Consider the following 23,393-nt stretch of genomic DNA (forward strand, 5'->3'; position numbering starts at 1 on the left):
ATTATTGTCCTAGCCGCTCGATCAAGGCAGGCGCGTGCACCTGGTCGGCCTTGTAGTTGCCGGTCAGCGTGTACATCACGATGTTGACGCCGGCGCGGAAGGCGAATTCGCGCTGGCGCGGTTCGCCCGGCGTCAGCGGCAGCATCGGCTGGCCGTCGGGGCGGATCGCCCAGGCGCCGGCGAGGTCGTTCGACGTGATGATGATCGGCGAGACGCCGTCGCCGCCGCGCGCCGGGCGCTGCGCAGCCTCGTCGTCGTCTTCGCGCGGCAGCGCCTCGACCCAGGTCTGGCCGGAATTGAAGCGGCCGGGGAAGTCGCGCAGCAGATAGAACGTCTTGGTCAGCACGTGCTCGCGCGGCACCGGCTCGAGCTCGGGCACGTCGAGGGTCGACAGCAATTCGCGCAGCGTCTGCATGCCGGGCGTTTGCGATGAGCCGTTGTCCCCCGGCGGCGCTTCGACGGCGTCACGGGTATCGAAGATGACGGTGCCGCCCTGCTTCATGTAGGCGTCGATCTTGTTGATGGCGTCCTGCGGCGGCTTCGGCGCGCCCGGCACGATCGGCCAGTAGATCAGGGGGAAGAACGCCAGCTCGTCGCGCGCGGGATCGATGCCGACGGGATCGCCGGCTTCCAGCGCGGTGCGCTGTCCGAGGAACAACGTCAGCCCGGACATCCCCGCCTTGACGATGGAATCGACGTCGGCATTGCCGGTCACGACGTAGGCGAGCCGCGTCTGCGACACCGCCTTGATGGCGAAGTCGTCGCTGCTGGCGTTCTGCGCGCGGCTCGGCGAGGGTACCATCGTGGTCGCAAGGATGAAGGCCAACGCGAGCACGGCCGGTGCCGCGCGCCGCCGGATCAGCGCGGCAAGGCCGCCGCCGAGCATGGCCACCACGATCGCATCGAGCAGGAACAGCGCCAGCGCCGTCGACAGCATGATGCCGCGCAGGTCGCGCGGTTCGGCGTTGGTATAGCTCGCACGCGTCGCGCGCAGGGCTGAGGTGTCGAGCGGCGCGATCCGATCGGCCGAGGCGAGCGTGTTGACCGCGATCGGGCTCTCGGCAGTGCCGTAGAAGCCGGGCGGATGGTCGGCCGTGCCGCGATCGCGATAGTCCGCCGACATCGGCTTGGCGCTCGAGGGCGGCGGGCCGAAGACGCCGAAGCCGTCGAGCGTGCGCAGCGGCGCAACCGTCTCGGCATTGGGATCGCTGGCGACGCCCGGGCCGGGCTTCGAGGTATAGCCGGACATGTCGATCAGCCGGCGCAGCATCTCGACGAAGGTGCCGGACATCGGCAGATCCGACCAGCGCATGTCGGCGCCGACATGGAACAGGCTGACCACGCCCTTGCCGCGACGCTCGCCGGTGACCAGCGGCGTGCCGTCCTCCAGCGAGGCCCAGCTCTTGGTCGAGAGCACGGCGTCGGGCTCGGCCAGCACCTGGCGGTTGACGGTGATGTCCTTCGGCACAGTGAGGCCCGAGAACGGGCCATCGGCGGCGAACGAGGCCATGTGCTGCGGCTTCTCCCAGGTCAGGCTGCCGCCGAGCGTGCGTCCGCCGCGGCGGAGCTTGACGGGAACGAGGTCGTCATCGGCCTGGGCGAGGCGCGGACCTGCGAAGCGCACCAGCACGCCGCCTTGCTCGATCCAGGCATTGAGCCGGTCGCGGATCTCCGGCGACAGCGTGCCGACGTCGGCCATCACGATCATCGGCAGCCGCTGGTCGAGGAATTGCCCGATCACCTGCTGCGGCGCGCCGCGATCGCCGAGCCTGACATCGGCGAATGGCGACAGCGCGCGGGAGAGATAGAAGGTCGACGCCAACAGCGGCTGCGCAGTGTCGTTGCTCGCACCCGAGACCACGCCGATGGCGCGGCGGCGCCAGCGCCGGTCAAGCAGCTGCACGGCGCCGGCCGAATGCTCGCCGGAGATTTCGAGCCGTGCGATGTCGTTGCGCAATTCGACCGGAAGATCGAAGGCGGCTTCGGTCTCGCGATCCTGCGGTCCGAATGTGTAGCGCGCCTCGCCGATCGGCGAGCCCTTGGCGTCGACCGCGCGCACCGTTCCCGCCGCGATGCCGCTCTCGGTGCGCAGCACCTTCACCGTCATCTTGGCGGCGGCGTTCTCGGCCGCGACCAGCGCCTGCGCCGACTGCGCTCCGCCCGCATAGATCGTCAGATTGCGGCTCTCGATCACCTTGCCGAGCCCCTCGGTGAATTCGCTGCCGCGTCCGGTGTCGACGCCGTCGGACAGCCAAGCGATGTCGCAGTCGCCGGTCGACTTGAGGAAACGTCCAAGCGTGCCGAGAGTTTCAACCCGATCGACCGAGTAGGGCTTCGGTGCGAGCTGGCGCAGCGCGACGCGCGCGGCGCCGGCCGGCATCAGCGTGATGTCGCGCGCGGGCTCGGACAGCGGCACCAGCGCGACGCCGCGGCGGTCGCTGTCCGCGTTGGCGATCAGTTCGTCGGCGGCCCTGATCCGCGCGTCCCAGCTCGAGGCCGCGCTCCAGCCGTCATCGAGCAGGATCACCAGCGGCAATTTGCCGGCGGCAACGCCGGTCTGCGGATTCCAGATCGGGCCGGCAGCGGCGAAGATGACGAGCGCGGCGGCGGCGAGCCGCAGCAGCGTCAGCCACCACGGCGTGCGCGACGGCGTCTCCTCCTTGGGCGCGATGTCGAACAACAGCCGCGTCGGCGGAAACTCGATCCGGCGCGGCCGCGGCGGCATCACGCGCAACAGCCACCACAGCACCGGCAGGCTGACCAGCCCCAGCAGCAGCAGCGGTTCGGCAAAGGAGAGGGGGAGGCCTGCGATCATGCGCTGCGTCCCGCCTTGACGGTTGAGCGGCCGCCGCCCTTGCTCACCATCATGCCGGCATGCAGGAACAACAGCAGCTCGGCCGCGGAGCGGCTGGTGGTGTGGGTCGAGAACAGCCAGTCGAGCCGGTTGGTCTCGCCGCGGATCTGGTCGCGATGCAGTGCGACCCGGGCGACATAGTCGCTCGCCCAGCTCTCGGCGCGGCCCGCGGTGATGACGCTGCCGATCTCTGGCTCGACGAATTCGACGCGGCCGGAATAGGGAAAGGTCTCTTCGGCGGGATCGACGACCTGGATCAGGGTGCCGTGCGCGCCGGAGGAGGAAAGCCCGGCCAGCATCGCCGTGATCTCCGTGATCGGCGACCAGAAATCCGACAACACGACGACTTCGGCCAGCGACGACGGCACGAAGGACGGCGGCAGGCTCGCGCGCGTCTTCTCGTCGTGCAACATCGCTTCCGCCATCTTGTCGATCACGTTGAGGCTTGCCGTCGGATTCAGCAGGCCGGGAATGCCGACGCGTTCTCCGCCCGCAACGAGCAACTCTGCGAGCGCGAAGGCTACGATCAGTCCGCGCTCCAGCTTGCTGTCGCGCGCCTCGCGCGAGGCAAAGGCCATCGACGGCGAGCGGTCGGGCCAGATCCACACCGTGTGCGCGGCTTCCCACTCCTGCTCGCGGACATAGAGATGGTCGTCGCGTGCCGAGCGGCGCCAGTCGACGCGCTGCGACGGCTCGCCGGAGACGAAGCGGCGGTATTGCCAGAAATTCTCGCCCGAGCCGGCGCGGCGGCGGCCGTGCAGGCCATGGATGACGTTGGCGGCGACACGGCGGGCCTCAAGCACCAGACGCGGCAGCGATGCGGCGAGCGTTCGGCTTTCGCCATCGGCACGTCGAACCGCAAGGATCTCCTCGTTCTGGTGCCTGTTGTCTGCGGCCATCAACCGATCCGGGTCTTCAGTTGCTTGATCACGTCGGGAATGGTGCGACCCTCGGCGCGCGCCGAGAAGGTCAGCGCCATGCGGTGCTTGAGCACGGGCTCGGCAAGATCGAGCACGTCGTCGATCGACGGCGCGAGTCTCCCGTCGAGCAATGCACGGGCGCGCACCGCGAGCATCAAGGCCTGGCTGGCGCGCGGACCCGGGCCCCATGCGATCAGCTTGCCGGCCTCGCCGCCCTCGGTGCCGGGACGCGCGGCGCGGACCAGCGTCAGGATCGCCTCGACCACGGAATCGCCGACCGGCAGCCGCCGCACCAGGCGTTGCGCGGTGAGCAACGTCTCGGCGTCCATCGACGGCTTGGCCGCTGCCTCTTCGGCGCCGGTGGTTTCGAACAGGATGCGCCGCTCGGCGTCGCGATCGGGATAGTCGACGTCGATTTCCATCAGGAAGCGGTCGAGCTGCGCCTCGGGCAGCGGATAGGTGCCTTCCTGCTCCAGCGGGTTCTGCGTCGCGAGCACGTGGAACGGCTTTGGCAAATCATGCCGCGCGCCGGCAATGGTGATGTGCTGCTCCTGCATGGCTTGCAGCAGCGCCGACTGGGTGCGCGGGCTGGCGCGGTTGATCTCGTCGGCCATCAGCAACTGCGCGAACACGGGACCTGCGATGAAGCGGAACGAACGCTTGCCCGCCGAGCTCTCGTCGAGCACTTCGGCGCCGAGAATGTCCGACGGCATCAGGTCGGGGGTGAACTGAATGCGCTTGGCATCGAGGCCGAGCGTGACGCCGAGCGTCTCGACCAGCTTGGTCTTGGCGAGGCCGGGCACGCCGATCAACAGCGCGTGGCCGCCGGACAGGATCGTCACCAGGGTGTTTTCGATCACCTGGTCCTGGCCGAAGATGACGGTGGAGACCGCTTCCTTGGCGGCCTTGATCTGGCCCGCGACCTGCTCGGCCGAACGGACGATCACATCCTCCAGTTTCTCGACGCTGTCTGCACCAGCCATTCGATCCGCTCCTTCTTGACGATGCGCGCACATCGGCGCGTCGTCATCATCTGTCGTCATCTCGGCCCTCATGCTAAACCTGAGCGAAGGCCATGTATTCGTTGAATTAAACTATCCCCACCTTATCGGTGTTTCAGGGTATGAACGGCATCACGATGTGGCGAGAATGACATCCCGACCACATCTCAGGATATGTGCACCAAACGTGCCAGATTGAAGGTAGGAAACCTTAAGGCAAACAATGGCGAAGCAAGGGCAGAGCGATTCCGGCAGGGAAACTACGGGCCTCGGGAGCAAGGGTCTCGAAGGGCTCACCACGGCCGCCAATCAAGCTGCGACGTCGGGTCCGGCCGGACGCAAGGGTCTGCCGCCGGTTCACCTGTGGAATCCGCCATTCTGCGGCGATCTCGACATGCGAATCGCGCCTGACGGCACCTGGTTCTACATGGGAACGCCGATCGGCCGCCCCGCGCTGGTGCGGCTGTTCTCCACGATCCTGAAGCGCGAGGACGGCAAGCACTTTCTCGTGACACCGGTGGAGAAGGTCGGCATCCGCGTCGATGACGCGCCGTTCCTTGCCGTGGAAATGCAGACCGGGGAAGACGCGCGCGGCCGCCTGCTCAGGTTCCGCACCAATGTCGACGATTGGGTCGATTGCGAGAAAGGCCACGGCCTCAGATTCGAGGCGGCCGAGGACGGCGGATTGACGCCCTATCTGCACGTCCGCGCCGATTTGTGGGCCAAGGTCACTCGCGCGCTCTATTACGATCTGGTTGACATGGGCGAGCAGCGGATGGTCGATGGTCAGGAGATGTTCGGCATCGAGTCCGGCGGCGAGTTCTTCGCGATGGCCGATGCCAGTCAGGTGAGGGACGCACTTTGAACGAGCCGTTGCTGAAGGTGGAGCCGGCGACGATCAGCTCGACGGAATTCTTCGCGCGGGCCCGCACGCGGCTCACTTTCGATGTGCCGCCGGGCCTGGTCGATCCGCATATCATTCCGCGCACCGGAGATTCCGGCAACGACCGCATGCTCGAGATCGTGGCGCAGGAGCAGCCGGTGCGGCCAGCCGCGGTGCTGATCCCGGTGGTCGATCACCCCGAGCCGACCGTGCTGTTGACGCAGCGCTCGCCCAATCTGTCGAGCCATGCCGGCCAGATCTCGTTTCCCGGCGGCAAGATCGACGCCACCGACGCCTCGCCGCTCGATGCCGCGCTGCGCGAGGCCTGCGAGGAAGTCGGACTGAAGCGGGAATTCATCGACCCGGTCGGCTATCTCGACCTTTATGGCACCGCGTTCGGCTTCCGCATCCTGCCGACGGTCGCGAAGGTGAAGCCGGGATTCACGCTTGCGATCAACGAGGCGGAGGTGGTCGATGCGTTCGAGGTGCCGCTCGCCTTCCTGATGAATCCCGAGAATCATCAGATCCACACCAAGGAATTCCGCGGCATGGACCGGTCCTATTACGCGATGCCGTTCGCCGAGCGCTACATCTGGGGCGCGACCGCGGGCATTCTGCGCGTGCTGTATGAGCGGATCTATCTGTCATGATCCGCACGGTATTGACCGAGATCGGAATCTTTCTGATCCCCTTCGCGGTCTATGCCATCTTCCTCATCGCGACGCGGTCCGGCGTGACGCTGCCGGCGTCATGGCCGCTCGACATGATCGCAAAGCTGACGCTGGTGGCGCTGGTGATGGTCATCGTGAGCTTCGTGCTGCTGGCCGAATTGACTGGCGCGCCGCCGAATTCGACCTACGTTCCAGCCCATATCGAGAACGGCAAGCTGGTGCCGGGAGTTGAGAAATGAGCGAGGTGCGCCTGTTGTCCGACGCGCCATGGCTCGCTTCCGGGCCTGCGGCGCGCGTGCTCGGCCTGCTCAATGCCGACGGCGAGGAAGCGCGGGTGATCGGCGGGGCCGTGCGCAACGCCTTGATGCAGATTCCGCTCGCCGACATCGACATCGCCACCACGGCGCTGCCGGAGGAGGTGATCCGCCGCGCCAAGCGGGCGGGCATCAAGAGCGTGCCGACCGGCATCGAGCACGGCACGGTGACCCTGGTCGTCGACAGCCAGCCCTTCGAGGTGACGACGCTGCGCGAGGATACCGAGACCTATGGCCGCAAGGCCAGGGTGGCGTTCGGTCGCGACTGGGTGCGTGACGCCGAGCGGCGCGACTTCACCATCAACGGCCTGTCGGTCGACGCTTCGGGCGTCGTGCACGATCACGTCGGCGGCCTCGCCGACATCGAGGCGAGGCGCGTGCGCTTCATCGGCGATCCCGCGCAGCGGATTGCCGAGGACTATCTGCGCATCCTGCGCTTCTTCCGTTTCCATGCCGCCTATGGCGCGGGCGAGGTCGATCGCGCCGGCTATCTCGCCTGCATCGGCGGGCGCGCCGGTTTGAGCGGCCTGTCGGCCGAGCGGATCCGCATGGAGATGCTCAAGCTCGTGGTCGCGAACGGCGCCGCAAGTGCAGTGGTCGCGATGGGTGACGGTGGTTTGCTGCAGCCGCTGTTCGGCGGCGTCGCCTATACCGGGCCATTCGCGGCGATGATCGAGATCGAGCAACTGATGAAGCTCGCGCCGAGCGCGATGCGAAGGCTCGCCGCGCTGACGGTCGCCGTGACCGAGGACGCGCGGCGTATCGCCAGCCGGCTGCGGCTCTCCAACGCCGAGGCCAAGGCGCTCGATTCGATGGGCCATCGCTGGTGGCGCTTGCCCGGCATGGACGAGGCCCATGCCAAGCGCAGGCTCTACCGGCTCGACGAGGAGCCCTATCGCGACCGGGTGCTGCTCGCCTGGGCGCGCACCGGCGCGGGCCAGGATGTCGATCAATGGCGCGAGCTCGCCACGCTGCCGGAGCGCTGGCGCGCGCCGCACTTTCCGTTGCGGGCATCGGATTTCATCGCGCGCGGCATTGCCGAGGGACCGGCACTCGGACATGTCCTGACCCTGGCGGAGGATGCCTGGTTGGCCGCGGACTTTCCGCTGGAGCCGAAGATGCTGTCTGATATCGCCGACCAGACTGCGGCCCGTTTCACCCGCGACCATCGGCTTTGAATTTTCTCTGAGTTTTCTTGCCGACGTCTCGATGCCGCCGTGGTCGGCGGCGGCACGGTGACGATCGGCTGAACGACGATCGGTCGAACGTCGCATGGAGGCGATGCTGCCGGCACCTGCCAGTCAGCATCGCGCCAATGGATCTCACGCCGCCTTGCGCTTCTTCTTGCGGTCGCCGTCGTCGTCTTCGTCCTCGTCGTCCTCGTCGTCCTCGTCTTCGTCGTCTTCCTCTTCATCGTCCTCCGGATCGAGCTCGGTCGATTCGAGTGCGACAAGCGGCACGGTTTCGCGAAACAGGTCGCCGTCCGTTCCCATCCACAGGCACTCGACCTTGTCCTCGTCGATTTCGACGACCGTGATCGGATGGCCGCCGGACTTCAGCATGACAACATCGCCTGGTTTCAGTTCCATGATTTTCCCTCCGCGCTGGATGACGCGGGCGGCAGGCTAGCGACCGGTGATGACAGCCAAATCACGGCCGGCGCCAGCTTCAATGGAATTGACGTGGAAAACGGCCGCGATGCGCTATTTGCGCGCGGCAGGAACCAGTTCGCTCAGCGAGCGGATGATGCGGTCGGGCTTGATGGTCGATCCCGGCGGCAGCCCGACACCGTGCACGTCCATCCAGATCGCGTAGATGCCAAGCCGCTGTGGCGCCACGACTTCCCACTCGAGATTGTCGCCGATCATCCAGGTGTCCGGTGCGGTGACGCCGAGCGCTTCCATCGCGTGCAGGTAGGCGCGCTCCTCCGGCTTGCCGAAGCCGTGCTCGCCCTCGATCTGGATGTGATCGAAACGATGGCCGAGCGCGAAGCGCTCGACCTTGGCGCGCTGCATGTCGGCGGCGCCGTTGGTGACCAGCGCGAGCTTGATGCCAAGCGCCTTCAACGCATCGATCGCTTCATGCGCGCCGGGGAAGACGAACATCTCTTCCTCGCGATAGGCGGTGAAGCGATCGGCGATGCGGTCCGCAAGATCGTCCGGCAGCGCGCGGTGACCGGCCGCCGCAAGCGCCGCGAAGCCGCCCTTCACGGTGAGCCGCCGCGCCTCGCCAAGCTTGATCCGCCAGATCGGCTCGGCGGTCGACCAGAATTGCCGCGCATAGGCCAATAGCGCCGTCGCGACCTGATCCGGGGGCAGGGGCGCCAGCTCCGCGGCGAACTCGGTGGTGATCGTGTTCCAGGCGATCTCGGGGCGTCCATAGGCCGACAGGATGGTGTCATCCATGTCGATCAGCATCGCGCGCGGCAGGTTCATCACGGCCATTTCACCTCCGGCGGCAGCGACGACAGGATCGAATCCACATTGCCGCCGGTCTTTAGGCCGAAGATGGTGCCGCGGTCATAGAGCAGGTTGAACTCGACATAGCGTCCGCGGCGGACCAGCTGCTCGTCGCGATCCTCCGCGCTCCAGGCCGCCGCGAAATTGCGCCGCACCAGGTCGGGATAGATCTTCAGGAAGCTGCGCCCGACGTCCTGGGTGAAGGAGAGATCGGCCTCCCAGTCGCCGCTGTCGTGCCAGTCATAGAAGATGCCGCCGATGCCGCGGGCTTCCTTGCGGTGTGGCAGATAGAAATACTCGTCGCACCATTTCTTGTACTTGTCGTAGTCGGCGACGCCGTTCGGTCCGCTGCACGCCTCCTTCATCGCGGCGTGGAAGGCGACCGTATCGGGGTCCTCCTGGGTGCGCCGGCGGTTCAGCACCGGCGTCAGGTCGGCGCCGCCGCCGAACCACGCCTTGGTGGTGACGACGAAGCGGGTGTTCATGTGCACGGCGGGCACATTCGGATTGCGCAGATGCGCGATCAGCGAAATGCCCGACGCCCAAAATCGCGGATCGTCGCCGGCACCTGGAATCTGCGCGCGGAATTCGGGGGCGAACTCGCCGTGCACGGTCGAGCAGTGCACGCCGACCTTTTCGAACAGCCGGCCCTTCATGATCGACATCACGCCGCCGCCGCCCGGCTTGCCGGTGTGGTCGGTGCGGTCCCAGGGGGTCCGCGCGAACCGGCCGACGGCGCCGGGATAAAGCGTGGACGGGGCGTCGTCCTCGAGCTTCTCGAAGGCCGCGCAGATGTCGTCGCGCAGCGCCTCGAACCAGCCGCGCGCACGCGCCTTGCGGTCCTCGATGATGGCGGGGTCTGTTGGCAGCATGACTAACCTTGCGGACCGAAATAGGTGCAGCTTTCGTTGCAGCTGTCGCGATGGACGCTGACGCGGGTCAGCTTGCCTGCGTGTTGCAACCGCTCCCAGATGAAGCGCGACAGATTCTCCAGCGTCGGCACGCCGATCGCCTCGATCTTGTTGAGGAACTTGTGGTCGAGCGTCTTCTGCACCTCGGCCATGGCGCGTTCGAGCAGGCCGAGATCGACCACCATACCGGTCGCGGGGTCGGGCGTGCCGCGCACGGTAACTTCGGCGCGAAAGGAGTGGCCGTGAATCTCCTCGCTGGCGGTGCCAAAGGTCGTTCCGGACAGCGCGTGCGCAGCCTCGAACCGAAACGCTTTCGTCAATTCCCACATCTCGTTCAACAATCCGATTCTGTTAGTTCATCTAATGCCGAGCGACTTGTGCGTCTGCACGCTAAGGCGCCATTGCGGGTGCTTCAGGCAATAGGCGATCGCCCGCTCGGTATTCTCGATCACGTCGGGGCCGTCCATCGGCTGCAGCGAGAAGCGCTCGAAGGCGAGGCTCGCGAAATCCTCCGGTGTGTTCTCCACCTGCGGATAGACCAGTTTGAGCTCGTGCCCCTTGCGCACCACGAGTTCGGCTGCGGCCTTGGGACTGACGCAGATCCAGTCGAGCCCGTCGGGCGGGGCGATTGTGCCGTTGGTCTCGATCGCGATCGCAAAGCCGTGGCCGTGCAGGGCATAGATCAAGGCCGCGTCGACCTGCAGCAGCGGCTCGCCGCCGGTCAGGACCACGTAGCGGTCGGCCTCGCCTCCCGTCCACTGCGCGGCAATGGTGCCGGCCAGCTCTTCGGCGGTCGCATAGCGGCCGCCCAGCGTGCCGTCGGTGCCGACGAAATCGGTGTCGCAGAACTTGCAGACCGCGCCGGCGCGGTCCTGCTCGCGGCCGCTCCAGAGGTTGCAGCCGGCGAAGCGGCAGAACACGGAGGCGCGGCCCGCATGGGCGCCTTCGCCCTGCAGGGTGAGAAAGATCTCCTTGACCGCGTAGCTCACCAAAAATCCCTTAAGTTGCCGAACCGGCAATTCCCGAGCCGGCGCTTCCTGAACCGGTCTGCCGCAGCGCCTCGCCGACGGCCATGGCCGCCGTGACGGCCACATTGAGCGAGCGCATGGTCGGCCGGATCGGAATCGCCAGCCGCGCATCTGCGGCGGCCACCACCGCGTCGGTCACCCCGGCCGTCTCGCGCCCGAACAGCAGGACATCGGAGGCCGTATAGGCGAAATCAAGATAGGATTTCGCCGCCCTTGTCGTGAACAGCACCAGCCGGCATCCGGCCTCGGCCCGCCATTCCTCGAATTTCGACCATGAGTCGTGACGCTTCAACCGCACATGGTCGAGATAGTCCATACCCGCCCGGCGGAAATTCCTGTCCGAGGTGTCGAAGCCCGCCGGTTCAATGATATGGGCTGCCACGTCCAGGCAGGCGCAGAGGCGCAGAATCGTCCCTGTATTCTGGGGGATGTCGGGCTGGAACAGCGCGATCTGCATGGTGCGGGCGGCCTGTGAAATCCGGATGAAATTGTCTCAATAAAACATCGCTCGGCGCGGATTTCGTGCATTGCACGTGTGCGAGCCGATAGCGGGCTTGCGCTCGTCCGGCAAGGGTGCCAATAGAACGATTCTGGACTGCTGTTCCGCCATTTGGGGTGGGGAATAGCGGTTTTCTGCCGCCGCGGGGGCCGCGGGCGCCGGCAGCCTTTCTTGGGGCGCGTCCTGCGTCTCCAGGGCGGTTCCACCGGCTGCAGAAAAGAAAGGGCTAGGAATCGTGACGACAGCGTCTTCGGCGGACCATCCGACACGCCGTGATTTTCTCTTTGTTGCAACCGGAGCTGCCGCCGCGGTCGGCGCAGCCGCCACCGTCTGGCCGCTGGTTGCGCAGATGAACCCGGATGCCGCGACGATCGCGGCCGGCGCGCCGATCGAGGTCGATCTGACGCCGATCGCCGAGGGTCAGGACATCAAGGTCTTCTGGCGCGGCAAGCCGATCTACATCAGCCATCGCACCAAGAAGCAGATCCAGGAGGCCCAGAGCGTGGCGCTCTCGAGCCTGCCCGATCCGCAGCCCGACTCGGCCCGCGTCAAGGCCGGCCACGACCAGTGGCTGGTTGTGATTGGCATCTGCACCCATCTCGGCTGCATCCCGATCGCCCATGAAGGCAATTACGACGGCTTCTTCTGCCCCTGCCACGGCTCGCAGTACGACTCCTCCGGTCGTATCCGCCAGGGGCCGGCGCCCGCCAACCTGGCGGTGCCGCCTTACGCCTTCCTTTCCGACACCAAAATCCAGATCGGCTAAGTCCCGGCCCCTCCGGGATTTCAGCTTCCACTTGGACCCATCGCGTCGTTTTTCTTCTTCAGGATCGCATCAATGAGCGGACCATCTGATTTCCAACCGAGCAACCCCGCCTTGAAGTGGATCGAACGGCGCCTTCCGATCTTCGGCCTGATCCACTCCTCGTTCGTGGCCTATCCGACGCCGCGCAACCTGAACTACTGGTGGACCTTCGGCGCCATCCTTTCGATGATGCTGGCGCTGCAGATCCTGACCGGCGTGATCCTGGCGATGCACTACACGCCGCACGCCGACCTCGCCTTCAAGTCGGTCGAACTGATCGTCCGCGACGTCAATTACGGCTGGCTGCTGCGCAACATGCATGCGTGCGGCGCGTCGATGTTCTTCTTCGCCGTCTACATCCATATGTTCCGCGGCCTCTATTACGGGTCGTACAAGGAGCCGCGTGAGGTGCTGTGGATCCTCGGCGTCATCATCTACCTCCTGATGATGGCGACGGGCTTCATGGGCTATGTGCTGCCGTGGGGCCAGATGAGCTTCTGGGGCGCCACCGTCATCACCAATCTGTTCTCGGCCGTGCCCTATTTCGGCGAGAGCATCGTGACCCTGCTGTGGGGCGGCTATTCGGTCGGCAACCCGACGCTGAACCGCTTCTTCTCGCTGCACTATCTGCTCCCGTTCGTGATCGCCGGCGTAGTCGTGCTGCACGTCTGGGCGCTGCACGTCGCGGGTCAGAACAACCCGGCCGGCGTCGAGGCCAAGACCGAGAAGGACACCGTTGCGTTCACGCCGTATGCGACGATCAAGGACATGTTCGGCGTGTCCTGCTTCCTGATCTTCTTCGCCTGGTTCATCTTCTACATGCCGAACTATCTCGGCGACGCCGACAACTACATCCCGGCGAACCCGGGCGTGACGCCGGCGCACATCGTGCCTGAATGGTACTACCTGCCGTTCTACGCGATCCTGCGTTCGATCCCGAACAAGCTCGCCGGCGTCGTGGCGATGTTCTCGGCGATCATCATCCTGTGCTTCCTGCCCTGGCTCGACAGCGCACGGACCCGTTCGTCGAAGTATCGCCCGCTGGCCAAGCAGTTCTTCTGGATCTTCGTGGTGGTCTGCATCCTGCTCGGTTACCTCGGCTCGCAGCCGCCGGAAGGCATCTATGTGATCGCCGGCCGCATCCTGACGGTCTGCTACTTCGCCTACTTCCTGATCGTGCTGCCGCTGCTCGCCCGCATCGAGACCCCGCGTCCGGTGCCGAACTCGATCGCCGACGACGTGCTGGCGAAGAGCAAGGGCAGGGCCGCGACCGCGGCCTCTGTGATGCTCGCGATGGTGGTGGCCGGCAGCCTGCTCGTCGGCGGCACCCAGAACGCCAAGGCCGAGGAGGGCGGCACTGCGCCGCCGGCCCAGAAGTGGTCGTTCTCCGGTCCTTTTGGCACCTATGACCGTGGCTCGCTGCAGCGCGGCTTGAAGGTCTACAAGGAAGTCTGTGCGGCCTGTCACGGCCTGTCCTATGTCGCGTTCCGCAACCTCGCCGATCCCGGCGGCCCCGGCTATTCGCCGGCGCAGGCGGCGGCGTTCGCGTCCGAGTACAAGATCAAGGACGGTCCGAACGACCAGGGCGAGATGTTCGAGCGTCCGGGCCGCCCGGCGGATTACTTCCCGTCGCCGTTCCCGAACGAGCAGGCCGCGCGCGCGGCCAATGGCGGCGCGGCGCCGCCCGACCTCTCGCTGATCACCAAGGCGCGGTCCTACAAGCGCGGCTTCCCGCAGTTCGCGATCGACTTCTTCACCCAGTACCAGGAGCAGGGACCCGACTACGTCGACGCCATCCTGCAGGGCTTCGAGGACAAGGCTCCGGCCGGCGTCACGATCCCGGAGGGCTCGTATTACAACAAGTACTTCCCCGGCCACGCCATCAAGATGCCGAAGCCGCTGTCCGATGGTCAGGTGACCTTCGACGACGGTTCGCCGGCGACGGTCAAGCAGTACGCGCATGATGTCACCACGTTCCTGATGTGGGCCGCCGAGCCGCACATGGAGGAGCGCAAGCGGATCGGCATGCAGGTGTTCTTCTTCCTGGTCGTCTTCGCCTTCCTGATGTACTTCACCAAGCGCAAGGTCTGGGCCAACGCCCACTGATCTCGGGTACGGCATAGCGAGTTTGAAAAAGCCCCTTCGGGGGCTTTTTTGTTTGCAATCACTCCGTCATTCCGGGGTGACGCGGTAGCATCGAACCCGGAATGACAGTGTCGTCAATTGCGTCGGCCGCCGAGTGCGGACAAGATGCCGGCCAATCAGCCGGCAAACATTGCGGAGGAACTCATGGGTACCAGCATCAGCTTCAAGCGTCCGGACGGCAAGGAAGCGTCGGGCTATCTCGCCAATGCGGCGCGCGGCAACGCACCCGGCGTCGTCGTGATCCAGGAATGGTGGGGCCTGTCGGACCAGATCAAGGGCCTGTGCGACCGCTTCGCGGTGGCTGGCTTCGATGCGCTGGCGCCCGATCTCTACAAGGGCAAGGTGGTGCCGTATCACGACACCGATGCCGCGGGCAAAGAGATGAACTCGCTCGACTTCATGGACGCCACCACGCAGACGGTGCGTGGCGCTGCGCAGTATCTCGCCAAGAACGGCGCCAAGGTCGGTCTGACCGGCTTCTGCCTCGGCGGCGCGGTGACCATCATCGGCTCGGTGCACGTGCCGGAATTGACCGCGGGCGTCGTGTTCTACGGCATCCCGCCGGAGCAGGCCGCCAAGCCCGCCGATGTCAGGGTTCCGCTGCAGGCGCATTTCGCCAACAAGGACGATTGGTGCACGCCGGAGCTCGTCAGCAATTTCGAGAAGGCGATGAAGGCCGCCGGCAAATCGCTCGAGCTGTTCCGCTATGACGCCGAGCACGCCTTCGTCAACGAGCAGCGCCAGTCGGTGCACGACCGCGAGGCCGCCGAACTCGCCTGGGGCCGCGCCACGGACTTCTTCAAGAAGCACCTGGGGTAAGGCGATTGCAAAACCACCGGCGTCGTCCCGGCGAAGGCCGGGACCCATACGCCGTGGCTTTTGCAATGGGCACGCTGGCAGTCATCTCGCCAAATAACTACGCCCTGTGGTTATGGGTCCCTGCTCCCGTGCGCAATTGCGCACTAGGCAGGGACGACGGCGAGACTTAACTTTCCTTCACCCCGTCCCACCACGGGCAGGTCCCCGACATCAGCCTGAAATTGCCTTCCATCACCTGCACCGGTGCGCGCTTGCCCTCGGCGGCGGCGCGCATCCGCATCTCGCGCGCGACAGCGCGGTCCTCCGGCGACAGCCAGACCCGCTCGTGGCCCCACAGGCTTGGGCCGTCATGCATCTCGAACGGTGTCCAGTTCGCCGGATCGATCTCGCGGCCGCCCCAGCCGCACTCGACCATGAAGGCGGACGGCGACCTAGCGTAGAACGACGTCATCAGGTCGTTGGTGTGACGGCCGAGCGTGACGTTGACGCGGTCTTCCTGCTGCGCGACGTCATAGGCTTGGCCGACATCGTCGAGCGAGAACAGCTCGACCATCAGATGATGCATGCCGTTCGTGCCGGTCTCGATCAGCGCCAGCGAGTGGTGGCGGGCGTTGATGTGGAAGAAATAGGCGCGGAACGGTTTTTCGATGTAGTCGCTTAAGCCGAAACCGAGCACGTCGACATAGAAGCTCATCACCGGGGCGATGTGCTCGACGGTCAGCACCGCGTGGCCGAGGCCGAGCGGCCCGGTGCGGAAGCCGGAGATCGAGCGCCCCGGCCTGAACGGCGTGTCGTCGATCTCGGCGCCATGAAACGCCTCGAGACGGTTGCCGGCGGGGTCGCGAAACGAGATCAGGCCGCGCACTCGCCTCGCGTCAGCGAGCGCCTGCGGCTCAGCGGTCACGGCGACGCCGGCGCGTTCCAGCCGTGCCGCCAGCGCGTCGAGGGCCGCACGGTCAGCCACCTCCCAGCCGAAGAACCGGGTGCCTTCGCCCTGGGCGCGGTCGATCACGATGCGCTGCTTGCGGTCGTCCATCCGGAACGCGAGCAACGAGTTGCCGCGCTCGACCGCCTGCAGCCCGACGAGGCCGGTGCCGAACTGCCGCCAGTCGTCGAGCGCGTCGGAGCCGAAGCCGGCATATCCGAGACTCAAAATCGCCATCTGCGCCTCCGCCATCTGTCTGTTTTTTGGGCGGCCGACCAGCCGCCATTTCAGCAAATCCTACGCGGATTCCCGCCCCTTCAAACCCGAAAATGCCGCCCGAAAGGGCGTCCAGGATTGGGGCAGGGGTGCCGGGCCATCTCTTGACACGGCCCGCGCCGGGTGGTGAGTAACGGGCATGAGCACCGTTGCCAGCCCATCCCGTCGTTGGTGGCCCACCTTCTCTTAGGTGGCCGGTGCGTTTTCTTTTTTCACAAACGTCGAAGGTCGCCATCGCAGTGCGACCGATGGTTAGTTTATTTGCCCTTCGTTTGTCCTGTGTGGCGCTCTCTCGGCAAGTCTCGTAAGAGGATCACATGAACAGGACAGTCTTCTCCCTGCCGGCTCGAAGCGAATATCTGACCAATGGCGGCCTTGCGGTCGCGCGCGTGGTCGAGCAGTTCACCGGCGGCGCCAACCGCCTCGACGATTTGATCGCGCTACTGGACCGCCGCCGCGGCGTGGTGCTGTCCTCGGGCACGACGGTACCGGGCCGCTACGAGAGCTTTGACCTCGGCTTTGCCGATCCGCCGCTGGTGTTGGAGACGTCAGGTACGAACTTCTCGTTGCAGGCGCTGAACCCGCGCGGCGAGGTCTTGATCGCCTTCCTCGGCGACGTGCTGCGCGAGCCCTCCGTCGTGACCTCAGAGCGGAGCGCAACACGGCTCGCCGGCCATATCATCCGCGGTGCCGCGCCGGTCGAGGAAGACCAGCGCACCCGCCGCGCCAGCGTGATGTCGCTGGTGCGCGACATGGTGGCGGCGTTCACCTCCAATGCCGATCCGCTGCTCGGCCTGTTCGGCGCCTTCGCCTACGACCTCGTGTTCCAGATCGAGGACCTGGTGCAGAAGCGCGCCCGCGAGGCCGACCAGCGCGACATCGTGCTCTACGTGCCGGACCGCCTCTTGGCCTATGACCGCGCCACCGGCCGCGGCGTGGCGCTCAGTTACGAGTTCGCGTGGAAGGGCAAATCCACCGCCGGCCTGTCGCAGGAGACCGCGCCGAGCCTTTACGCCAGGAACGGCCGGCAGGGCTTTGCCGATCACGCGCCCGGCGAATATCAGGCGACTGTCGAGGTCGCGCGCGCGGCGTTTGCCCGCGGCGACCTGTTCGAGGCGGTGCCCGGGCAGCTGTTCGCCGAGCCCTGCGAGCGCTCGCCGGCGGAAGTGTTCCAGCGGCTCTGCCGGATCAATCCGTCGCCCTATGGCGCGCTGATGAATCTCGGCGACGGCGAATTCCTGGTCTCCGCGTCGCCTGAGATGTTCGTGCGCTCCGACGGCCGCCGGGTCGAGACCTGCCCGATCTCGGGCACCATCGCGCGCGGTTCGGACTCGATCGGCGATGCCGAGCAGATCCGCAAGCTCCTGAACTCGGAGAAGGACGAGTTCGAGCTCAACATGTGCACCGACGTCGACCGCAACGACAAGGCGCGCGTCTGCGTGCCCGGCACCATCAAGGTGCTGGCGCGGCGTCAGATCGAGACCTACTCAAAGCTGTTCCACACCGTCGATCACGTCGAGGGCATGCTGCGGCCGGGCTTCGATTCGCTCGACGCCTTCCTGACCCATGCCTGGGCGGTCACCGTGACCGGCGCGCCGAAACTGTGGGCGATGCAGTTCGTCGAGGATCACGAGCGGTCGCCGCGGCGCTGGTATGCCGGCGCGATCGGCTGCGTCAATTTCGACGGCAGCATCAACACCGGGCTCACCATCCGCACCATCCGCATGAAGGATGGACTTGCCGAGGTGCGCGTCGGCGCGACCTGCCTGTTCGATTCAGATCCCGCCGCCGAGGATCGTGAGTGCCAGGTCAAGGCGGCGGCGCTGTTCCAGGCGCTGCGCGGCGATCCGCCGAAGCCGCTGTCGGATTTCGCGCCCGACGCCACCGGCTCCGGCAAGAACGTGCTCTTGATCGATCACGACGACAGCTTCGTGCACATGCTGGCCGATTACTTCCGCCAGGTCGGTGCCAACGTCACCGTGGTCAGGCATATCCATGCCCAGGACATGCTCAAGAAGAAGGGCTGGGACCTCCTGGTGCTGTCGCCCGGGCCGGGTCGGCCGGAGGATTTCGGCATCGCGAAAACCATCGATACCGCGCTCGAGAAGCAGCTGCCGATCTTCGGCGTCTGCCTCGGCGTGCAGGCGATCGGCGAGTATTTCGGCGGCCAGCTCGGCCAGCTCGGTCAGCCCGCGCATGGCCGTCCGTCGCGCGTCCAGGTGCGCGGTGGCCGGCTGATGCGGAACCTGCCCAATGAGATCGTGATCGGCCGCTACCACTCGCTCTATGTCGAGCGCGACAGTGTGCCCGAGGTGCTGGCGGTGACCGCGACCACCGAAGACGGCGTCGCGATGGTGATCGAGCACAAGACCCTGCCGGTCGGCGGCGTGCAATTCCACCCGGAATCGCTGATGTCGCTCGGCAACGAGGTCGGCCTGCGCATTGTCGAGAATGCATTCCGGCTTAATGTGAGTAGCAAGTGAAGGCTAAGTTTAACCATCGTCATTCCGGGATGGTGCGTTAGCACCAGACCCGGAATCTCGAGATTCCAGGTTCGATGCTTCGCATCGCCCCGGAATGACCCTCAGAGCGAGACCAATGACCTTCGACCACGACATCAAGGCGACCGTTCGTACCATCCCGGACTACCCGAAGAAGGGCATCCTGTTTCGCGACATCACGACGCTGCTGGCGGATGCGAGGGCCTTCCGCCGCGCCGTTGACGAGCTGGTGCATCCCTGGGCGGGGGCGAAGGTCGACAAGGTCGCCGGCATCGAGGCCCGCGGCTTCATCCTCGGCGGCGCGGTGGCGCATCAGCTCTCTGCCGGCTTCGTGCCGATCCGCAAGAAGGGCAAGCTGCCGCACACCACGGTGCGGATTGCCTACTCGCTTGAATACGGCATCGACGAGATGGAGATGCATGCCGACGCCGTGCAGCCCGGCGAGCGCGTGATCCTGGTCGACGATCTGATCGCGACCGGCGGCACCGCGGAGGGCGCGGTGAAGCTGCTGCGCCAGATCGGCGCCAATGTGGTCGCCGCCTGCTTCATCGTCGACCTGCCCGACCTCGGCGGCGCGGCCAAGCTGCGCGCGATGGACGTTCCGGTACGCACGCTGATGGCGTTCGAGGGGCACTAGCTGCAATCCCTCCACACGTCGTCCCGGCCTTCGCCGGGACGACAGTTATCCCCGCTGCAGCAGCATACTCAATTCGAGATCGCGGAACGTCGTGTAATTCCGCCGGATCCATTGATGCAGCTCGGTCGATGAATCCTTTTCCTGGCGCAGATAGCCGGTGAAGGAGAAGTTCAGCCGGTCGATATAGGTCTTCAGAAACACCGGCAGCGCGCGGAAGCGCAGCACCCGGCTGGCGGTCATGACCGGCGGCAGCTCGCCGCGCACCACGAACTCGTTGTCGATGACGATCAGCGCGTTCGGCGGGATCGTGCCGAGCAGCGTCTGGTAGCCACGCACCGAGGCGCGGTCGGTATCGGCGACGTACAGGATGACCGGCGCGACGCGACGGCGTAGCGCCTCCTTCATCAGCCCGATCTCGTCGCACATTTTGAAGAATTCGTCGAAGGCGTGGTAGCCGAGGTCGATCACCTTGCCGATGCCGTCATTGACGATGACGCGGTCCATCAACTGCATCTTGCCGTAGGTGTCGATCACATCTGCCGTTTCGGTGATCCGCGGCAGGTAGTCGAGCAGCGACGGCTCCTTCAGATTGATGTCGTAGCAGGCCACGTCGCCGTTCTTGAGCAGCAGGAATTCGCCGAGCAGCCGCGCGATCAGCGTCTTGCCGACCTGCGGGCGGGGCGAGCAGATGATGTAAACGGGCGTGGACGACATCGCCCGCTATATCAGGCCAAATTTTCGCCTAATCCAGCCCCATCAAGGTCGAAGGTCCGACTATTTTTCGCCTTTGGCCGACTTGGCGCCGACCAGGTCGGTCAGCTTGATCCGGTCGAACTCGCTCCAGACATTGGCGAGCCAGTGCCGGACATAGCCGCGCAGCACGAAGGAGTAGTTCGCGGCGTCGTCGTTGATGCCCTTGTTGGCGACGAATTTCAGGAACGGAACCGAGGAGACCTCGACCTGCTCATAGGCCATTTCGTTGAGCTTGGGGATCGTGAGGTCGGTCGCGTCCTTGATGCGATGGAAGTAGGAATTGTAGGTCGCCTGGTCCCACTGGAAGAATTGGGTGTCGTTGATGAAGTTCTTCACCAGGAAATACTTCGCGCCGCTCATGAAGTTGGCGGTTTCGGCGATCTCGTCCAGCGAGGCGATCGACGGGCCGAGGATATGGAACACGGCGAAGGTGATCTGGCCGGAGCGCGCCGCGTCGAGGAAGCCGATATCGCGCAACGAGGCCAGCGCGGGCGACAACAGGCCGGCGCGGACGTCGATCACGGTGACCGAGGGTCCCGAGTTCAGCGTGTCGAAGATCTTCATCTGGTCCGCGGTCGTCGTCATGTCGACGATCTCGGTGATGTCGGGATGGAAGCGCTTCAGCGTGCCGCGCGGCGATTCGGTGTCGAACGCCCGGGTCTGCACGTTATTGGCACTGAAATAGTCCAGGAGCGTCCGCGAGACGGTGGTCTTGCCGACCCCGCCTTTGTCGGCGCCCACCACGATCACAACCGGCTTTGCCATGGAAGTCCCTTAAAGCGCGCTCCCGACCGCGATGGCGATCGGCAAGTCCCCACACTGCTTTGGGCGCGAACATGGCAGAAACGAGGGAGAATTCAATTCCTTAAGGCGCCCGCAATCGGTTTGGTGGGAATTTCCTTAATGGACTGAGTAAGCTAGGGCCATGATCCGGAAAAATGCGCAGCGGTTTTCCGAGACAATCATGGTCAAATCAAACCGCTACAGCGGTCAGCGGCGCGGGCCCCAAGGGCCCTGGAGCGGACCTTGAAGCGGACCAAACGGTCCCTGCCTCGGAGTTGTGTCCGGCAGCGGCGGCGGATTGTCCGGCTGTGCCGGCGGCGTATCGCCCCATGGGCCATGGGTCGCCGGTGGAGCCTGGTCGCCCGCCGCGGACGGCTCATCCTGCGGCTCCGTCTCGTCCGGCAGCGCCAGCGGTCCGGGATCGTGGCCGCCGGCGTATTTCACCAGGGCATCGACCCGGGACTTCACGGAGGGATGGGTGGCGAACAGGTCGGCAAACCCCTCGCGCGGATTGTCGACGCAGAGTTCCATCACCGCCGAGGTGGCGTCCGGCAGCTCGCCGCGGTTCTCGATCTTGCGCAGCGCCGAGATCATCGCATCGGGGTTCTTGGTCAGCTCCACCGATCCGGCATCGGCGAGGAATTCGCGCGAGCGCGACAGCGCGAGCTTGACCACTTGCGACAGGAGCCAGGCCAGCACGATCAGCGCGACCGCGATGATGATCACGATGATCGCGCCGCCGCCCGAGCCCTTGCTGTCGCGGTCCGAGGATGATGACGAGGAGCGAGAGGATGAAGACGACCAGCCGCCTCCGCCGCCGCTCGAATTCCACGACAGGTTCGTGAACAGGCGGAAGAACAGCTCGCCGAAGAAGCCGACCACGCCGGCGATGATCACGGCGATCACCATCAGCTGCACGTCGCCGTTCTTGATATGGGTGAGCTCGTGGCCGAGCACGGCCTCGATCTCCTTATCGTTCAGCGCCTTCAACAGGCCGGTGGTGACGGTGATAGCGTATTGACTCCGGTTCAGTCCGGTCGCGAACGCATTCAGCGCCGCGCTGTCCATCACCTTCAGCTTCGGCATCGGGATGCCGCGCGAGATGCAGAGATTTTCCAGGAGATTGTAGAGCCGCGGCTCTTGCTGGCGCGTCACGCTCGCGCCGCCGGTGACGGCGTCGATCATCTTCTGGTGGAAGAAATAGGCGATCACGATCCAGGTCACCGCCGCGATCGTCGCCCACGGCAAGGCCGAGATCAGGTCGCGCAAGGCCCGCGTCAGGTAATAGTCGACGGTGCGGCCGCTATCGATCATCACCTCCGCGACCAGCGCGCCGGCATAGACCAGCACGTAGATCAGCAGGAACAGGCCGGCAAGCAGCAGCATCGAACGAAACTTGTTCGATGCGATATGCGTGTAGAGACCATAGGCGGCCATGGTGCGCGTCCGCTCTCACCGTCATTCCGGGGCGCGCGGCACGCGCGAACCCCAATGCGCAATTGCGCTTTGTGGAATCTCGAGATTAGTGAGTGAGATGAGATTCCGGGTTCGATGCGTTGCATCGCCCCGGAATGACCGAAGGGGCGTCATCTCGAAGGAAGTAATCAGAACTTCACGCTGGGCGCCGCCTCGACTTCCGTGCGGCTGGCGCCGAGGTCGAAGAAATCCTTGCGGGTGAAGCCGAACATGCCGGCGAACAGCGCGGCCGGCATCTGCTGGATGCCGGTGTTGTATTCCTGGACCGCATTGTTGAAGAAGCGGCGGCTGGCGGCGATCTTGTTCTCGAGATCGGAGAGCTCGGAGGCGAGCTGCTGGAAATTGGCGTTGGCCTTGAGGTCCGGATAGGCCTCCGACAGCGCGATCAGCCGGCCGAGCGCGCCGGAGAGCTGGTTTTCCGCCGCCGAGACCTGGGCCGGACCCTGCGCCGACATTGCCGAATTGCGCGCCTTGATGACATCGTCGAGCGTGCCGCGCTCATGCGCCGCGTAGCCCTTCACGGTCTCGACCAGATTCGGGATCAGGTCGTGGCGCTGCTTGAGTTGCACGTCGATGTCGGCAAAGGCCTGTCCGACCCGCTGGCTGAGCGCCACGAGGCGGTTGTAGGCGCCGAACGCAAACAGCACGAGAAGCACGATGACGCCGATAACAATCCAGCTGGTCGACATGACGGGGCAGCTCCTGATGGACGAGACGGCGGCACCGTAGCCCA

The 23,393-nt window shown here is 65.5% G+C and carries 23 protein-coding genes; 9 read left to right on the forward strand and 14 right to left on the reverse strand.

What is annotated here, in order from left to right; all coding sequences use genetic code 11:
* Position 1: 1 nt before the first annotated feature.
* The 3 genes from QA635_RS10405 to QA635_RS10415 are packed head-to-tail and all read right to left on the reverse strand — an operon-like array spanning position 2 to position 4,757.
* Positions 2-2,812 carry a DUF4159 domain-containing protein gene (locus QA635_RS10405; protein ID WP_225158824.1) on the reverse strand — a complete coding sequence of 937 codons (2,811 nt, stop codon included), beginning with the start codon at positions 2,810-2,812 and terminating at the stop codon, positions 2-4.
* Positions 2,812-3,753 (reverse strand): DUF58 domain-containing protein, encoded by a 942-nt coding sequence (locus QA635_RS10410; protein WP_092085831.1) that lies wholly within the window; start codon positions 3,751-3,753, stop codon positions 2,812-2,814. The genes QA635_RS10405 and QA635_RS10410 overlap by 1 nt, the downstream gene beginning before the upstream one ends.
* A complete protein-coding gene (locus tag QA635_RS10415; RefSeq protein ID WP_028333192.1) occupies positions 3,753-4,757 on the reverse strand; it encodes an AAA family ATPase in 1,005 nt (334 codons plus the stop codon). The genes QA635_RS10410 and QA635_RS10415 overlap by 1 nt, the downstream gene beginning before the upstream one ends.
* 241 nt (positions 4,758-4,998) lie before the next feature.
* Between QA635_RS10415 and QA635_RS10420 the strand changes: the two genes are divergently transcribed.
* From QA635_RS10420 to QA635_RS10435, 4 genes are read left to right on the forward strand one after another with little or no spacing between them, the layout of a single operon-like run.
* Entirely contained in the window at positions 4,999-5,640 is a 642-nt protein-coding gene (locus QA635_RS10420) for a DUF1285 domain-containing protein (RefSeq protein ID WP_016839726.1), read from the forward strand.
* Between the two features lie 32 nt (positions 5,641-5,672).
* Positions 5,673-6,308, forward strand: coding sequence for a CoA pyrophosphatase (locus QA635_RS10425; protein ID WP_371852161.1), 636 nt, complete (start codon positions 5,673-5,675; stop codon positions 6,306-6,308).
* On the forward strand, positions 6,305-6,568 hold the full coding sequence (locus QA635_RS10430) for a DUF6111 family protein (protein WP_253607126.1): 264 nt from the start codon (positions 6,305-6,307) through the stop codon (positions 6,566-6,568). Before QA635_RS10425 ends, QA635_RS10430 begins: the two co-directional genes overlap by 4 nt.
* Positions 6,565-7,821, forward strand: coding sequence for a CCA tRNA nucleotidyltransferase (locus QA635_RS10435; RefSeq protein WP_283068705.1), 1,257 nt, complete (start codon positions 6,565-6,567; stop codon positions 7,819-7,821). Before QA635_RS10430 ends, QA635_RS10435 begins: the two co-directional genes overlap by 4 nt.
* A gap of 144 nt (positions 7,822-7,965) precedes the next feature.
* On the opposite strand, the gene QA635_RS10440 is transcribed toward QA635_RS10435, so the two are convergent.
* From QA635_RS10440 to QA635_RS10465, 6 genes are all read right to left on the reverse strand, one after another.
* Positions 7,966-8,232, reverse strand: coding sequence for a YodC family protein (locus QA635_RS10440; RefSeq protein WP_283068707.1), 267 nt, complete (start codon positions 8,230-8,232; stop codon positions 7,966-7,968).
* Positions 8,233-8,346: 114 nt separating this feature from the next.
* Positions 8,347-9,087, reverse strand: a complete 741-nt coding sequence (locus tag QA635_RS10445) for an HAD family hydrolase (RefSeq protein WP_283068709.1) — start codon at positions 9,085-9,087, stop codon at positions 8,347-8,349.
* Positions 9,078-9,974, reverse strand: a complete 897-nt coding sequence (hemF, locus tag QA635_RS10450) for an oxygen-dependent coproporphyrinogen oxidase (protein WP_283068711.1) — start codon at positions 9,972-9,974, stop codon at positions 9,078-9,080. The genes QA635_RS10445 and hemF overlap by 10 nt, the downstream gene beginning before the upstream one ends.
* A 2-nt stretch (positions 9,975-9,976) precedes the next feature.
* Complete coding sequence (locus tag QA635_RS10455) at positions 9,977-10,342, reverse strand: 6-pyruvoyl trahydropterin synthase family protein (protein ID WP_283071578.1); 366 nt, start codon at positions 10,340-10,342, stop codon at positions 9,977-9,979.
* Between the two features lie 27 nt (positions 10,343-10,369).
* The gene (gene queE / locus QA635_RS10460; RefSeq protein ID WP_283068713.1) at positions 10,370-11,002 is read right to left on the reverse strand and encodes a 7-carboxy-7-deazaguanine synthase; all 633 of its coding nucleotides are present in this window, start codon (positions 11,000-11,002) and stop codon (positions 10,370-10,372) included.
* Positions 11,003-11,012: 10 nt separating this feature from the next.
* On the reverse strand, positions 11,013-11,498 hold the full coding sequence (locus QA635_RS10465) for a tRNA (cytidine(34)-2'-O)-methyltransferase (protein ID WP_283068716.1): 486 nt from the start codon (positions 11,496-11,498) through the stop codon (positions 11,013-11,015).
* 277 nt (positions 11,499-11,775) lie between these two features.
* Between QA635_RS10465 and petA the strand changes: the two genes are divergently transcribed.
* The 3 genes from petA (at position 11,776) to QA635_RS10480 (ending at position 15,309) form a co-directional block, all read left to right on the forward strand.
* On the forward strand, positions 11,776-12,306 hold the full coding sequence (gene petA / locus QA635_RS10470) for a ubiquinol-cytochrome c reductase iron-sulfur subunit (protein ID WP_016839713.1): 531 nt from the start codon (positions 11,776-11,778) through the stop codon (positions 12,304-12,306).
* Positions 12,307-12,378: 72 nt separating this feature from the next.
* Positions 12,379-14,451 (forward strand): cytochrome c1, encoded by a 2,073-nt coding sequence (locus tag QA635_RS10475; RefSeq protein ID WP_283068718.1) that lies wholly within the window; start codon positions 12,379-12,381, stop codon positions 14,449-14,451.
* A gap of 183 nt (positions 14,452-14,634) precedes the next feature.
* Positions 14,635-15,309: a dienelactone hydrolase family protein gene (locus QA635_RS10480; protein ID WP_283068720.1), complete on the forward strand. Its 675-nt coding sequence runs from the start codon at positions 14,635-14,637 to the stop codon at positions 15,307-15,309.
* Between the two features lie 166 nt (positions 15,310-15,475).
* Here QA635_RS10480 and QA635_RS10485 read toward each other — a convergent pair whose 3' ends face one another.
* Positions 15,476-16,471: a VOC family protein gene (locus QA635_RS10485; protein ID WP_283068722.1), complete on the reverse strand. Its 996-nt coding sequence runs from the start codon at positions 16,469-16,471 to the stop codon at positions 15,476-15,478.
* 356 nt (positions 16,472-16,827) lie between these two features.
* On the opposite strand from QA635_RS10485, the gene QA635_RS10490 reads away from it, so the two are divergent.
* Both QA635_RS10490 and QA635_RS10495 read left to right on the forward strand, forming a co-directional pair.
* On the forward strand, positions 16,828-18,993 hold the full coding sequence (locus QA635_RS10490) for an anthranilate synthase component I (RefSeq protein WP_283068724.1): 2,166 nt from the start codon (positions 16,828-16,830) through the stop codon (positions 18,991-18,993).
* A 115-nt stretch (positions 18,994-19,108) separates the two neighbouring features.
* The gene (locus tag QA635_RS10495; RefSeq protein WP_018273383.1) at positions 19,109-19,648 is read left to right on the forward strand and encodes an adenine phosphoribosyltransferase; all 540 of its coding nucleotides are present in this window, start codon (positions 19,109-19,111) and stop codon (positions 19,646-19,648) included.
* Positions 19,649-19,693: 45 nt separating this feature from the next.
* Here the strand turns inward: QA635_RS10495 and QA635_RS10500 are convergent, their stop codons facing one another.
* The 4 genes from QA635_RS10500 to QA635_RS10515 all read right to left on the reverse strand — a co-directional run bounded on the left by QA635_RS10500 (position 19,694) and on the right by QA635_RS10515 (position 23,349).
* A complete protein-coding gene (locus QA635_RS10500) occupies positions 19,694-20,362 on the reverse strand; it encodes a P-loop NTPase family protein (protein ID WP_283068727.1) in 669 nt (222 codons plus the stop codon).
* 60 nt (positions 20,363-20,422) lie between these two features.
* Positions 20,423-21,166 (reverse strand): P-loop NTPase family protein, encoded by a 744-nt coding sequence (locus QA635_RS10505; RefSeq protein WP_038386041.1) that lies wholly within the window; start codon positions 21,164-21,166, stop codon positions 20,423-20,425.
* Positions 21,167-21,391: 225 nt separating this feature from the next.
* Positions 21,392-22,621 (reverse strand): M48 family metallopeptidase, encoded by a 1,230-nt coding sequence (locus QA635_RS10510; protein ID WP_283068731.1) that lies wholly within the window; start codon positions 22,619-22,621, stop codon positions 21,392-21,394.
* A gap of 167 nt (positions 22,622-22,788) precedes the next feature.
* Entirely contained in the window at positions 22,789-23,349 is a 561-nt protein-coding gene (locus QA635_RS10515) for a LemA family protein (RefSeq protein WP_016839704.1), read from the reverse strand.
* Positions 23,350-23,393: the final 44 nt, after the last annotated feature.

Origin of the sequence: Bradyrhizobium brasilense, assembly GCF_029714345.1 — a bacterium.
GTDB classification, from domain to species: Bacteria; Pseudomonadota; Alphaproteobacteria; order Rhizobiales; family Xanthobacteraceae; genus Bradyrhizobium; species Bradyrhizobium australafricanum.